Here is a 15,184-nt window from a genome sequence, read left to right on the forward strand (position 1 = left end):
GTTTTAATTCGATCGCTAGCGATTTATGGCCGCCATAACCATACTGTTTGTAACTCAACTAACAACTACCTTTTGCTCAATATTTGATTAGTTCTGCCAGAATTAGAAATGCTTAGCTATGATATTTGGAATAGCTAAAACCCAATCGACCAGGAATCTAATCCCCACTTCCATATCACTACCTAAATACCACTACCTAAATATTGATAGAGTCTTTACCCCAAAACAGCTATAACCCTTAGATTCAATCGCATCAGCCATATATTTAAATGGCGTACAAGTTAAATGGCGTATAAGTTAAGTTGTAGAAGATCACGATTCACGATCAACATGCTCAAGTAAGGTCAAGCAAAATATGTTAGGAAACGCAACCGAAGAAAACACCTTCCCGATCGAAGCCCCTGACGGCAAGCAGATCCAGATCCCGATTCGGGTTGATGATGCCACCGATCCCTACTTGGAATTACAGCAATTGCAGCAAGCGCAAGATCCGGCGGCAATTCGTGATTATTATGATCAGCATGGCTATGTGGTGTTACGGGGGATCATGCCAGACGAGGTATGCGATCGGGCGATCGCCGCCTATAAGCAACAAGCCAAGCCCTATCAGGGACATTTATATCGGCAAACCTCATCCGGTGATGCTGAGAAAAATCGCTTTAGCGACAATGGCTATCTGCTCAATTCGATCTTGAATGTGCAAGACTTGGGCGATCCGGCCCTGGCTGAGTTTAAGCAAGCCAGCCTGGATGTGATTACCCACCAGCATATGTACGATGCGGCGCAAATGATTCTGGGGGAACTGGGCATCATTGTGCAGAGTATGTATTTTGAAGGGAATCCGGCCACCTGGGCGCATCAGGACTCCTATTACCTCGATGCCAGTGAGATTGGCCGACTAACCGCCGCCTGGATCGCCCTGGAAGATATTCAACCGGGGGCAGGGCGTTTTTATGTCTATCCTGGTAGCCACAAAATCGATATGGCTAAAAATGGTGGTGATTTTGACATTGCCTTCAGCCATGAGCGCTATAAGCAATTGGTGATTAATGTGATCGATAAATATAAACTGGAATGCCACGCCCCTGCGTTGCGTAAGGGCGATGTGTTGTTCTGGAACTCAAAAACCATTCACGGCAGCTTACAAACGGCTCAACCGCAGTTTTCGCGTAGCTCGATGACAGCGCATTTAATCCCCAGCTCGACTGGCTTTTTGCAATTCCAAACCCGCGATCGCCAGCTTAAGCTCAAGCAAATTGGTGCTTTTCAAGTTAACTGCCCCAAAGACCAAGAAAAGTGGCTGAATAGGCAGGTGTTTAATCTAGAAACCCGTTTCCCCCAGGCATTTAAGGCAGTTAAAAAAGTGGTGATCAAACTAGTTACCCGCTAACTAATCTCGATCGCTTAATCCTATCCATTGGCGACATTTTGCCAGTTAAGATCGGGATAAACTAGGTTGACAGGGGATGAGTAATACCTGGTTTGAGAATTAAGTTTAGGGATTTAAGGTTAATAAAAGGTTAACAATTAGATTCAATAGTTAGATTAATAGTTGGTAAATATGGGCAAGGCGCATTTGGCAGATAAATTAGATGATCAAGTTTTGGGCACGGTCGGTGAAGCGATCGGCCTAGATACCGATCAAGCAAAAAAGAAAAAACATAAATCATTTCAACTGCCAGGGGCAAAGCCACATTACAACCCCGATCGCCCTGGCCAGGTGGAGCATATTGCCCTGGACTTGGAGCTAGACATCCCCAATCGATCGATCTCTGGCACTTGCCAAATTCGGCTCAATCCCATTCGCAATGGTGTAAGCACTCTTACTCTGGATGCGGTGGGTTTGCAGATCAAAAAAGTAGCGATCGGCAAGCAAGCCCAAACCTATGACTATGATGGTGAGTTTTTGACGGTTAAATTAACCGAACCAACCAGCGCCGGAAAGCCAATTACCCTGGCGATCGACTATGCCGTGATCCAGCCGCAACGGGGTATTTATTTTATTCTGCCCACCGAGCATGAACCCAACAAACCCACCCAGGTATGGACTCAGGGCGAAGATGAAGACTCGCGGTTCTGGTTTCCCTGCTTTGACTATCCTGGCCAGCTTTCCACCTCGGAAATCAAAGTCAAGGTGCCAGAAAACCTGTTTGCGATCTCCAATGGTGAGTTAGTCAATACAGAAGCTAACAAAGCTAATAAAGCCAAAGGCAAAACTAAAACCTATCACTGGCATCAAAAGCAAGTACATCCCACCTATTTAATGACCCTGGCGGTGGGTGATTTTCTGGAAATCAAGGACGAATGGCGCGGTAAGCAAGTCACTTACTATGTTGATAAGTCGGTGAGTAAAGAAGATGCCCTGCGCACGATGGGCAAAACGCCGCAAATGCTGGAGTTCCTCAGCGAAAAATATGGCTATGAATATGCCTTTCCCAAATATGCCCAGGTCTGTGTGGCGGATTTTATTTTTGGTGGCATGGAAAATACTTCCACCACGCTGCTAACCGATCGCTGCATAATTGATGAGCGCGCCGCGATCGATGATAGTCGTGCCGAAAGCCTGGTAGTTCATGAACTAGCCCATCAATGGTTTGGCGATCTGGTAGTAATTAAGCACTGGTCCCATGCCTGGATCAAAGAGGGAGCCGCCACCTATTCCGAGGTGATGTGGACAGAGAAAGAATATGGCGCGGATGAGGCCGCCTATTATCGCCTGGGTGAAGCCCGCAGCTACTTTGCCGAGGATGCGGAGCGCTATCGCCGCCCGATCGTCACCCATATTTACCGTGAAGCGATTGAATTATACGATCGCCATCTCTATGAAAAAGCCGGTGCGGTCTATCATATGCTGCGCACTGAATTGGGTGAAGAATTGTTCTGGCGCGCAATCCATACCTTTGTGCAAACCAATGCCCACAAGACCGTCGAGACAATAGATTTACTCCGGGCGATCGAAATGGCCACAGGCAAGAACTGTCTGGCTCTGTTTGATCAATATGTATTCCGGGGCGGTCATCCCGAATATAAGCTTAGCTATAGCTGGGATGATCAGAATAAACTGGCAAAAGTGACTGTGAACCAGACCCAGGATGAGTTGTTTGATCTAAAATTGCCGATCGCCTTTGGCATGATCCCCGAAACGCATAAGGATAAAGCAACTAAGACCACCAGATCAAAGGGCAAGAAAACTAAGGCTGCTAGCAAGGCCGTAAGCACAGAAGCAAATCCAAATCTAGCAGTCGAGCTAAAAACCTTTACAGTGCGGATATTTGAGAAGGAGCAATCGTTCTATTTCCCGCTCGATCGCAAGCCTGGTTTCATTAGCTTTGACCACCAGAATAACTATCTTAAAACCGTTAGCTTGGAATATAACCTGGCGGAACTCAAGGCCGGATTAAACTATAACCCCGATCCACTAGCCAGGATTCAGGCAGCGGAGGCGATCGCCAAAAAAGGCAGTTTGGAAGCGGTCAATGCCCTAGAGCAAGCCCTGATTAGCGATCCTTTCTGGGGGGTACGTGTGGAAGTGGCGGCAGCGCTGGCAAAAATCAATCTGGAACAGGCCACAGCAGCATTGGCAAAAGGTCTAGCCGATGAGAATGCCAAGGTACGGCGCGCCGTGATCAATGCCCTGGCTAAGACAAAAACCCCTGAAGTGCTGGATTTAATCAAGCCCTTCTTGAAAAAAGGTGATCCCAGCTATCGGGTTGAGGCAACGGCGGCCAGTTGCCTGGGGACGATCGCGGCAGCCCTATCCCCTGATACTAATAATACTAAGCCCGATAAAATTATTAAGCTGTTGCAAATCACCCTCAAGGAAAAAGCTGGCTGGAATGAAGTGGTACGATCGGGGGCGATCGCTGGCCTGGCCAAGCTTAAAGACTCCGATCAAGCGCTGGCCTTGGTGAGTCAATATACCGCCCCAGATGTACCGCAACCATTGCGATTGAGTGCAATTCGGGCCCTAGGGGCAATGGGCAAGTCCCAAACCAAGCCCAAAACCACCCAAATATTAAATCGGTTGCAAATAATCGCCAAGGAGTCATTTTTCTTGACCCAGGTGGCCGTAGTGGGGGCACTGGCGCAAATTGATAGCCCAGCCGCGATTCGGGTTCTGCGTGAGATTGCCGATCAATCGCCCGATGCTCGGGTTAAGCGTCGTGCCGAGGAAGCAATCCAGAAGGTACAAAAAGCGATCGGTAAGGATGCTGGCCTGAAGGAGTTACGCGATGAGTTGGAGCAGTTGAAAAAAGATAACCAGAAGCTACGCAGCAGACTGGAGGCGATCGAAGCTAAAACCAACAGCAAAAATAGTGATACATCGGTCACCTAATTAGTCTAAGTAGTGGTTTGATTTAATAGAGCCGCTAAACTGAAGTGGCCTTGCGGTTCGAGGGCACCAGGCGGCGAGGACGGAAGATCACATTCGAGCCCTCGTTGGTTTGCTCAAGCACCAGCAAAGGGGTGGGTTTGGCCTTTTGATCCCAGCTAATGTTGGCGATTCGACCCTGGATCGTGGGTTGCCAGTTGCGATTCTCATCGGTGGCGATCACAAAGTTTGCTAGCGCTTCTTCCAGGTCTTTGATTGTCTTATTCGTAGACTGATGCGGAATTTTCGCTAGCTTAACCTGAATTCTGAACAACACCCTGGGGATGGTGGTATCTTCCTGACCCAGCGTATAATTTACCGCAAAGGTTACATCCACCTGGCGCACGCCATTTTTTTCCTTTGATTCGATCGGCGGCGGCAATAGGGCGGCGGTCACACTCCGGCGCAGATGTTGCTTGATTTGCGCCATAACCACATTGCGGAAAACTTCCTCATCCATCCGCATGCCCAGGTAATCCAGGTTAAATTCGCGGGAATGAATCAGGTCAGGATTCCGCTCAAAATCAGAAATGGTGTTGATCGCAATTTTTAGTTTTTTGCCCAGGTCATGGGTCTTAAGTTTTTCAATTTTCAGTTTGCGTTGGAGCTTGCGCAGCTTCAGGTGGTTATAGACGCTGCTTCCTGCCGCGGTGCCAATTAATAGCAGTAAAAAAATGACCCCTGGTGAATTCTGTAATGGCTTGGTGAGATTACCCACATTTGTAGATGGGTTAACCTGGGCGATCGATTCGATCGCAATTATATTCTGATGTTTACTAAGCATATGCCAACCTCAAGTAATGCTTAAAAATAAATACGCAATTTTTGTTATCCCTACCCAATTAGATTTTATATGGCGTTACTGGCTTTCTAGCCCAGCGATCGCATTTAGATTTTCAGCTTAGGCATGGCTATAACAGTTTTTGTCCCAACCGTATCTTTTCGCTTCCGCCAGTAGTTCAGTTTAGCTAATAATTCCCCTATCCCAACTTCTTGTTAGCTAGGGCGATCGCATTGCTTAGTACCAAGCTTTAAATTATTGAGTGATCCTAGAAAGCCCACTTAGCCTAATTTTACCCAATCTCAGCCTGGTTATTTCTAGTCCCCATTGGTTAAACTATTGGCATCGCTAGGGTTGAGGTAGTAGGGGTATTGTGTCAGATATTCTGATCAGACTGATTTCACAGGGCGATCGCCAACTTGCTGATCCCCTGCTTGCTCTTGTTGATTGAGCTGAATTTCTAGGATTTTGGCATCAATCAAAAACTTGAACCAAAAAGCTTGCAGCACATGGTAAACCAGGCCAGCCTTGCCATCGAGGAAACCCAGGCGCAGAAAATAGCTATAGAAAAAGAAAATAAAACTGCGCCAGAATAACGGCACCCGCTTCCAGACATTGTTCTTCACCCAGCGCTTTTGCATCCGCCAATCGGTGCTGAGCAGCTTACCCGACAAGACCCGATCGCCATCTTGCTCAACCTGGCCTTGCCATTGCTTAATTTGCTCGATCGCCTCCGCACTCGACCAGCGATTGTGGGCTGCCGTCCACCGCTCGATTGTGGTTAGCTGCAAATCCAGCAGTAAACCCTCCAGTTTTTGAGTTTTACCGGGCACCACAAAATGTTGATCATAGAGTCGCTCCTCACAAAAACCCCGATCGGCTCGATACAGGCGCAAATGCCAGCTAGGGTTAATGTGGCCATATTTGATCGGCTGTCCCAAAAAATAGGAAAGCCGCTGCATCAAATATCCTTCCACATCCTGATTGGTGGCATGGTAAGTGGCTTTAACCTGAACGATCGCCTTGGCCAATTCCGGCGAGAGCATCTCATCACTATCAAGGTGCAACACCCAATCATCCGGCTCCAGGTTCGCATTGGCCTGAGCCCAGTTGCGTTGCTGGGAATAGTTTGCAAATTTATGTTGAACCAGTTCACAGCCAAGGGATTCAACAATCTCGATCGTGTTGTCGGTGCTAAATGAATCAACCACAAAAACACGGGAAACTAATCCCTGGCATGATTCAATTACCTGGGCGATCGCCTCCTGGGAGTTGAATGTAAGGATAATGGCAACAATGTTAAGCGGTTTGCTCTCAATGGGGGAGTTAGTTGTCATTGGCTTAGCCTTTAATCTGCGCTTGATTCAGATCTTGATTCAGACATAGATCGCTGTAATTCTGGCATCACATCCATAAAGCGGAGTTAGCCTGGTTACCCTAATCGATCGCTATTACTTTACCGTTGCTGATTAGTTGAGTCTAACGATCAGGGGTTAAATAACCAAGCACCGCCAGTTTAGCAAATCAGCGATTAAACCTCTTGCCTGAATCCTAAAATCCTCGATCGAGCCGGTCTGCTCAATCCTATCCTGAGCCGATCCGCTGCAATGACATTTCCCAGTCAAGGTTGAATCAGCAAATTTCAGCCAAACAATTTAGGAACTGGCGTTAACCGCCTTGATCAAAGCTGCTCGTTTAACCGCCTTCGCCGAACTAGACTTACGCACCAGAGCACTACGCGGTAGCACCCGTAATACTTCTTCGGTGGTGGTTACGCCATTGATCAGCTTGGTGATCGCCGCTTTCCGGAACGAGGGGAAATCAATGCTACTCAGATAACGCTTCATCTGGGTGAGTGTCCCTTCATAGATCAGCTCCCGCATCGTGTCATCCACATCAATGATTTCTACCACCGCCTCGCGCCCCAGGAAACCACTGCGAAAACAACGATCGCAACCGCGACCCTTTTGCCAGTTGTCCAGAGGAACCCGACTTGATTCTAGCCCCAGTAATTTTAATTCTCTGATCGTAGGCTCATAAGGCTCGGCGCAGTGGGGACACACCTTACGCACTAGCCTTTGTGCCACAATCCCCAGCAGGGCATCACTGATCAGGCCAGGATCGGGGCCAAGATCTTTCAAGCGCGGGATCGCACTAGCGGCATCATTTGTGTGCATGGTTGAAAGTACCAGGTGACCAGTTAGGGCTGCCCGTACTACTGTTTCCGCTGTCTCTGGATCGCGCACCTCCCCCACCATCACGATGTCAGGGTCTTGACGCAGAATCGATCGTAAACCCGCTGCAAATGTCATTCCGGCTGGTTCATTCACCTGAGTTTGGGTGATATTCGGTAATACATATTCCACCGGATCTTCCACCGTCACCACATTTACATGCTCAGTGGCCAGCAATTGCAAACTGGTGTAGAGCGTACTGGTTTTGCCAGACCCAGTCGGCCCAGTCATAATAATCAAACCCTGGGGTTGTCCTAGCCAATTGCGATAGCTGTCGAGGGATTTGGCAGAAAAGCCGAGACAATCGAGTTGATCGGTGAAGGGGTTTTCGCGTGGCAATAATCTAATCACCGCCTTTTCACCCCCCACGCAGGGCAACGTACTTACCCGCATATCGAGGGAGCTGTTAATTTCATCGGAGGTATATTCCCGGCCGATCCGACCATCCTGGGGGCGGCGGCTTTCGGCAATATCCATGTCGCACATTACTTTGAGCGCCACGATGATTTTGCGGCTGATATCCAGCGCCATCACCTTGATATCGCGCAGGATGCCATCAATCCGATAACGCACCCGCAATCCCTTTGGGGTTGGTTCCAAGTGAATATCACTGGCGCGGTTTTGCAGCGCTACCGAAATCAAAGCATTGATGCGTCGGGTTTGGTTGACTGCCTGCGATAGATATAGCTCGGTGATTTCACAAATGTCGGCCTGTTCGGTCTCGCCCGTGAGGGGATTGACCATTGGCGTGGAGTCAATTTTGGTTGGGTCAGGGATATTCTGGCGGCGAAACCAGCTTTTATAGCTGTCTTGGGATATTTCGATCGCCTTAACTTCAGTGAGGGTGCGATCGCCAATTTTTTTGACCCATGCTTCGGGCAACTCGTGGGGACAGGCCAGATAGAAACAACTGCGCCATAGCAGGAGCGGGATCACCGGGGGCAGTGCGCTGCGATCGCCAAACTCACGGAAAAAACGATAGTTTAGCTCTGCATCTAGCAACTCAATCCGCAACATGCCGTGCTTATCAACCAGAAGATCCAGGGCAGCCTCACATGAGTCCAGTTCATTGTCCCTCAACATTCTCCAGACTGATTTGAGTGCTACCAATGATTGCATGAGATCCCCTACTTTAAATGTAATTACGATCGATGTGATCTAAATCTAGTGACGATGAACTTTGACTGGGGCTTAAACAGTCAAATTGCCGTTCCCATCGCTATGTTTATTATTTAATTATTTATTAGTGCAAATTATTAGTGCAAACCCAGGCTCCCTTACAACAGTTACAACAGTTGGGCGCATCATAAGCGAAAGTGCTAATTTAGCCAATGCTTCCCGAACCAATTTAACTAGTTTAGGCTTGTATCGGTTCAATTTGCTGAGAATAGGCTTAAATATTGCTAGAACCTGGCATCAAGTTCTAGCTACCCCAGTCTAGATTCTGATTTAAATTCTTGCTATGAGCTTAGTCACAGATTGTGTTTTTGATCAGAACTTTTGCCAAAGCCCAAGCTTGCACCAATTTTTAGCAATCGAGAATCAGGATTTTGGCTGCGATCGGCTGCCATTTTCTGATCCTATTTGCGGATTGCGGCAATAAGTCCATTAAATTAAGCCTATTAAATTTAAGTCTATTAATAAGTCCCTAATATAACTATGCCCTGAAATTCAAGTTGGGTGATCTAGTTGTAGTAGATTTGGCCGATAAATGCTGAATGCCTCTAAGCCCCCAAGCCCCCTAAGCGTTAATACAAGCAGTTAAGGTGTACAAGCTAATCTGATCTAATCTAACTTGCAAAATTTGGTAAAGTCAGCGATAAAGTAATCACATACTCACTTCACATCCTGACTTGAGCATTAGCCCCGCTCTAACGATTCAGTCTAGTTATCAATCCAGCCTTTCACCAAGCGATCACTATGGTTCAACCAACCCCTGCTCAATCTGATTTAGCTTCTGGCTCGGCAAAAGATACCTCAGCGATCCCACCGGATGCCACGATCGATGTGGAATTGCGCAAGGTATTTAAAATTTTTGGCTCGTTTACGGCCGTGCAAGGGGTGGACTTGCAAGTGCGCAAAGGCGAGTTTTTTAGTATTTTGGGGCCTTCTGGCTGTGGTAAAACCACCCTGTTGCGGTTGATCGCTGGGTTTGAAGAGCCCTCCGCTGGCGAAATTTTAATTGAAGGTCAACCGATGACCTATGTGCCTGCCCATCGCCGATCGGTGAATACGGTGTTTCAAAACTATGCCCTGTTTGGCCATATGTCGATCTGGGAGAATGTGGCATTTGGGTTGCGGGTGCGCGGTGTCGATCGCGCCACGATCCAGGCCAAAGTTAACCAGGCGCTGGCGTTGGTGCAACTAGACCAAATGGGCGATCGCCGCCCCCATCAGTTATCCGGCGGTCAACAGCAACGGATTGCCCTGGCCAGAGCCTTGATTAATCAACCTACGGTAATTTTGCTCGATGAACCCCTGAGCGCGTTGGATGTGAAGCTGCGTAAGCAAATGCAGGTGGAACTGTCCAATTTGCAAGCCAATTTGGGCACTACTTTTATTATGGTCACCCACGATCAAGAAGAGGCGCTGAGCATTTCCAGTCGGATCGCCGTAGTCAACAAAGGTCAAATTGAGCAGGTGGGTACTCCCAGCCAGATTTATAATCAACCGCGCACTGAATTTGTGGCTGAATTTATTGGTGATACTAATTTATTTCAATGTGAGGTGGAGAGCGAAGACGATCAGAATTTAATCCTGGCCAGTGCCGAGGGCTTGAAAATAATTGCTGCCAAACCAGTAGATTGGTGGGGCGATCGCTCTGCTGCTGAACAAGTGGTAGTTAGTGTCAGGCCGGAAAAAGTTCGACTCAGCACGGAGCCACTCGAAACTTCAACGCAATATCCCAATTGCTATACCGGGACGCTGAATAATATGCTCTATTTTGGCGATCGCTCCCAATATTTCATTGATCTTGATCTGGGTAAAGACAAGTCGCCCAAACAAATCACCGTGACGCGATCGCCCCAGCAAGGGATCGGTGCCCCTGAATTCAATATCCAGACGGGCAATTGGAAGATCAGTAACTTGGGTAATAACTTGGGTAATGATCATAATGGTGCCGATTTTGCCAGTGCTGATTTTGATAGCCAAGTTTATGCCTATTGGTCATCCGCCGATTGTCTGGTGATGCGGCGATCGAATTAGGTCGAATTAGGTCGAATTAGGTCGAATTAGATTGAATTAGTCTGGCCGACTAGCCCTAGAAACGTCGGATGATATAGACTTGTGACATTGATCGCCAGCCAATCCTTGATTATATTAATTGTGGTAGGCTGCGAACCGATGCATACCTGACATAACTGGCATCCCTGAGCAGGTAAATATTAGGTGTTTTAAATTAAAGAATTAAATTGAAAAATTAAAATAGTAGCTTACCCCCATCAACTGGATTAACTGCCCGCGTTAATGGTGCGATGAAAATCTTTGTATCTTTAGTATCTTTGAGTATTTTTAGTATTTTTAGTATTTTTTTCCCGGCCTAATCATTGTTTGAGTGCTTGAATTTCTAGCTACCCCTACCACTCGCCTATGAGATCCTCTAGACGTAGATTCCTGAAAAACTCGATCTATGCAGCTTCTGCCTTTGCAACAGGGACTACTGTTTCTTCCTGCGGTTTGTTTAGTGCAGGGCCACCTAACGATCCTGGGACGAATAATCCGAATCCTAATAATCCGAACGTTTCACCAACTAGTGAACCTGTTAATAATTCGAGCGATCGCACCCTCTATCTCTATGGCTGGGCTAATTATGTCACCGATCCAGATTTGTTTCGGGAATTTACCAAAGAAACTGGGATCGCTGTCAAGGGTGAATCGTTTGATTCCAATGAGGTAATGCTGGCGCGATTGCAAGCTTCTGGGGACAGTGCTCAATATGGGATTATTTATCCCAGTGACTATATGGTGACCCAGATGATCGATCTTGATCTGCTCACCGAGCTGGATAAAGACAAGTTAAGCAACCTTGAAAACCTGGATCAGGCATTCTTAGACCCTTCCTATGATCCAGGTAGCGCCTATAGCTTACCCGTGAGCTTAGGGACAACGGGCTTAGCCTACAACAGCGCTGCGATTATCGAAGAAATTGGCTCAGAGCCAGAAGACTGGCAGTTTATGTGGGAGCACATTGACAGACTGCGATTGACATTGCTGAATGATCCCCGTGAAGTGATGGGAATGGCGCTACACACGCTGAATTATTCCTATAACTCAGATAATGGAGATGAGCTGCAGGCTGCCTTTGAGCGATTGCAAGACCTCAAGCCAGCGGTTTCTAAGTTTGATACCTATGCCTGGGCAGAGCCATTGATGGCTGGTGATTATTTAATCAGCATGGCCTATTCCGGTGATGGCTTGAATGCGGTGCGCCAAAACCCTGATATTAAATATATCTTGCCTGCTAGCGGCACTTCGATCTGGACTGATGCGGTGGTAATCCCGAAAACTGCACCCGACCCAGAGGCTGCCTATGCCTGGATTGATTTTATTATGCAACCGGAGATCGCGGCGCGGATGAGCGAAGAGAGTAGCTATGGCACTGCTAATAAAGCGGCTCTGCCCAAGATCAAGGAAGAATTAAAGGATATCCCAGCCTGGTTGCCCAGTGCCGAAATTTTGGCCAAGAGCGATCGCCTGGTTAAATTGCCCGATGAAGTTCTGCAAGTTTATGAAGGATATTGGACTCGTCTTACTACTGGCCTGGGCTAGCTAGTTTGGTAAAGCTGAGTTATTGAAGATTGAACTTGGCAAACTTGGCAAACTTAGCATCAGCGATCGCCAGCTATAGTGCTATCAGTGGGTAAGCTCTAAGCATTTATACTGGATTTATCACTATTAGCTTACTGTCGGCTCTAATTTTTCCCTGGAATTTGACTGGTTTTTGCTATAACATCTAGATTAGGTTGTTCAGTAAATTTGATTGGCATTACTGAGCAGGAGCTATCTCGATCGCAAAAATCAATAACTGCGGACTTGTGCCAACTGTCACCAGACTATGCTCTTTTTGTGGCAATCATGTCACTAATTAAATCTGTTAGCCATTTAAATCCAGGTCATCACCTTAATTTACAACTGGTTGAGTTGAGTTTGAGGTTGTTGATGTAGGCAAGGACTCCTGAGTAGATCATCGGATATCGGATCGACAACCTGGATCGATTTTGCCATAGCAATCGAACCTGTTGGATCTACTATTGGATCTACTAAAAGTTAGTGAAACTAGTGATCAAAATCAACTTAAGCTGGTAATTTGCAAAATTGAATAACTATTGAATAGCTAAAATATGCTCAGGTACAAAGAGTCAAGCAGAATCAATCTTGTCGCAATCGCAGCAACATGGCGATCGTATTAACATCTAAGTTAAAGATTGAGTCTAAGTTAAAGACTGAGCCCGATCACTGACGAACCCGACTAATTGCATCATTACTAAAATTAGCGTTGTTGGCCTAGCATTAACTTTGATTGCACCGAATATTGACGAATATTGATCTAAAAAATCCAACTCAAGCTTCAACCAGTTACTTTACTTGCGGCCGGTGATGCTACCAAAATTTACGGCCACAGGTGACTGCCAAAAGACAAAACCGTTATCTGATCAAGAACACAACAAGTAATCTAAATATGAGCGCACAGAAAAAGGCATTGCTTACGGGTGTTACCGGACAAGATGGGTCATATCTTTCGGAGCTGCTGCTAGAAAAGGGCTACGAAGTACATGGCATCATCAGACGTACATCAACCTTTAATACCGATCGGATCAATCATATCTATCAAGATCCTCATCTAAGCGACACTAAGCTATTTTTGCACTATGGCGATCTCACCGACGGTACGACCCTGCGCAAGATCATTGAACAGGTGGAACCAGATGAGATCTACAACCTGGGCGCACAATCCCATGTGCGGGTGAGTTTTGATGCACCTGAGTTCACGGTGGATACGGTGGGTATGGGCACGTTGCGATTGCTCGAAGCCCTGCGCGATTTCCAGCAGCGCACTGGCCAGGAAGTGAGGTATTACCAGGCTGGCTCATCGGAAATGTTTGGCCTGGTGCAAGCAGTTCCGCAAACGGAAACCACACCTTTCTATCCCCGCAGCCCCTATGCCTGTGCTAAGGTCTATGCCCATTGGCAAACGGTTAACTACCGCGAGTCCTATGATCTGTTTGCCTGTAATGGGATTTTGTTCAACCATGAAAGTCCGCGCCGGGGTGAAACTTTTGTGACCCGCAAAATCACCAGGGCGATCGCCCGGATTGTGGCCGGCAAGCAAAAGAAACTTTATTTGGGTAATCTGGATGCCAAGCGCGATTGGGGCTATGCCAAGGACTATGTTGAGGCAATGTGGCTGATGTTGCAGCAGGAAAAGCCAGATGATTATGTGGTGGCCACCGGCGAAACCCATTCAGTGCGAGAGTTTTTGGAAGTCGGGTTTGAGTATGTTGGCCTCAACTGGCAGGATTATGTGGAAATCGATCCGCGCTATTTCCGCCCCGCTGAAGTAGAGCTGCTGTTGGGCGATCCCACCAAAGCCAAGCAACAACTGGGTTGGGAACCTAAGGTCACCTTCCGTGATCTGGCTTGCATTATGGTTGATGCAGATATGCAAGCGTTGGGTTTACCCACGGCCAATGGCAACACCAGTAAGGATGTGGCGACTCTGCGCGAGGCCACGATCGGTAGTAGTTGGGGTTAATTAGGGTTAATTAATAATTATGACTACATCTTTGGCTAATAAACGCATTCTGGTTACTGGTGGCGCTGGCTTTTTAGGTAAGCGAGTGATCGCTAATCTGATTGAATCTGGAGCCAGCAAGGACTTAATTTCAGTACCGCGATCGCGTGATCTAGATCTGCGCACGATGGCAAATTGCCAACAAGCTGCCAAAGATCAAGACATTGTGATTCATTTGGCTGCCCATGTGGGTGGAATTGGCTTGAACCGCGAAAAACCAGCGGAGCTTTTCTATGACAACCTGATGATGGGCGCGCAGTTAATTCATGCTGCCTATGAAGCAGGGGTGGAAAAGTTTGTCTGTGTCGGTACAATTTGCGCCTATCCAAATTTAACCCCGGTGCCATTTAAGGAAGAAAATATCTGGGATGGCTACCCAGAGGTTACCAATGCGCCCTATGGCATCGCTAAAAAGGCTTTGTTGGTGCAATTGCAATCCTATCGCCAGCAATATGGGTTTAAGGGTGTTTACCTGCTGCCGGTGAATTTATATGGCCCTGAGGACAATTTCGATCCGCGTAGCTCCCATGTGATCCCAGCCCTGATTCGCAAAGTTTATGAGGCTCAACAACGGGGCGATCGCCAATTGCCAGTTTGGGGTGATGGCACGCCAACCCGTGAGTTTTTGTATTCCGATGATGCGGCACGGGGGATTGTGATGGGTGCGGCCAAATATGAAGAACCGGAGCCAATTAACCTGGGCACTGGCTCTGAGATTTCAATCAAAGACCTGGTCACGCTGATTTGTGAGCTGATGGAATTTGAAGGCGAGATTGTCTGGCAAACCGACAAGCCCAATGGTCAACCCCGTCGCTGCCTCGATACCCAGAAGGCTAAGCAGGCATTTGGGTTTACCGCGCAAGTTGATTTTAAAACAGGCTTGCGCAATACGATCGATTGGTATCGCCAACATGCTGATGAGTTGTAGTGATTGGCGATCCAGCGATTGCCTCCGCTCTAATGTAGATCAAATAATTAACCGAGCAACAGATCAACAAGTAAAT

At 47.3% G+C, this 15,184-nt stretch carries 9 protein-coding genes; 6 read left to right on the forward strand and 3 right to left on the reverse strand.

Translation table 11 applies throughout. The features are described from left to right. Positions 1-355 precede the first annotated feature (355 nt). Both PSE7367_RS08100 and PSE7367_RS08105 read left to right on the forward strand, forming a co-directional pair. The gene (locus tag PSE7367_RS08100) at positions 356-1,390 is read left to right on the forward strand and encodes a phytanoyl-CoA dioxygenase family protein (RefSeq protein WP_015164886.1); all 1,035 of its coding nucleotides are present in this window, start codon (positions 356-358) and stop codon (positions 1,388-1,390) included. Positions 1,391-1,561: 171 nt separating this feature from the next. After that, the gene (locus PSE7367_RS08105) at positions 1,562-4,336 is read left to right on the forward strand and encodes a M1 family metallopeptidase (RefSeq protein ID WP_015164887.1); all 2,775 of its coding nucleotides are present in this window, start codon (positions 1,562-1,564) and stop codon (positions 4,334-4,336) included. 34 nt (positions 4,337-4,370) lie between these two features. Here the strand turns inward: PSE7367_RS08105 and PSE7367_RS08110 are convergent, their stop codons facing one another. The 3 genes from PSE7367_RS08110 to PSE7367_RS08120 all read right to left on the reverse strand — a co-directional run bounded on the left by PSE7367_RS08110 (position 4,371) and on the right by PSE7367_RS08120 (position 8,506). Then, positions 4,371-5,156 carry a hypothetical protein gene (locus PSE7367_RS08110; protein ID WP_015164888.1) on the reverse strand — a complete coding sequence of 262 codons (786 nt, stop codon included), beginning with the start codon at positions 5,154-5,156 and terminating at the stop codon, positions 4,371-4,373. A gap of 386 nt (positions 5,157-5,542) precedes the next feature. Next, positions 5,543-6,490, reverse strand: a complete 948-nt coding sequence (locus PSE7367_RS08115) for a glycosyltransferase family 2 protein (protein ID WP_015164889.1) — start codon at positions 6,488-6,490, stop codon at positions 5,543-5,545. Positions 6,491-6,808: 318 nt separating this feature from the next. Continuing rightward, entirely contained in the window at positions 6,809-8,506 is a 1,698-nt protein-coding gene (locus tag PSE7367_RS08120; RefSeq protein ID WP_015164890.1) for a GspE/PulE family protein, read from the reverse strand. Positions 8,507-9,307: 801 nt separating this feature from the next. On the opposite strand from PSE7367_RS08120, the gene PSE7367_RS08125 reads away from it, so the two are divergent. From PSE7367_RS08125 to PSE7367_RS08140, 4 genes are all read left to right on the forward strand, one after another. After that, entirely contained in the window at positions 9,308-10,594 is a 1,287-nt protein-coding gene (locus PSE7367_RS08125; protein WP_015164892.1) for an ABC transporter ATP-binding protein, read from the forward strand. 384 nt (positions 10,595-10,978) lie between these two features. Next, positions 10,979-12,157, forward strand: a complete 1,179-nt coding sequence (locus PSE7367_RS08130; RefSeq protein WP_015164893.1) for a polyamine ABC transporter substrate-binding protein — start codon at positions 10,979-10,981, stop codon at positions 12,155-12,157. A gap of 910 nt (positions 12,158-13,067) precedes the next feature. Next, entirely contained in the window at positions 13,068-14,141 is a 1,074-nt protein-coding gene (gene gmd, locus PSE7367_RS08135) for a GDP-mannose 4,6-dehydratase (RefSeq protein ID WP_015164894.1), read from the forward strand. 19 nt (positions 14,142-14,160) lie between these two features. Further along, positions 14,161-15,108, forward strand: a complete 948-nt coding sequence (locus PSE7367_RS08140) for a GDP-L-fucose synthase family protein (protein WP_015164895.1) — start codon at positions 14,161-14,163, stop codon at positions 15,106-15,108. Positions 15,109-15,184: the final 76 nt, after the last annotated feature.

This window comes from Pseudanabaena sp. PCC 7367 (genome assembly GCF_000317065.1).
In the GTDB taxonomy this organism is placed as follows: Bacteria; Cyanobacteriota; Cyanobacteriia; order Pseudanabaenales; family Pseudanabaenaceae; genus Thalassoporum; species Thalassoporum mexicanum.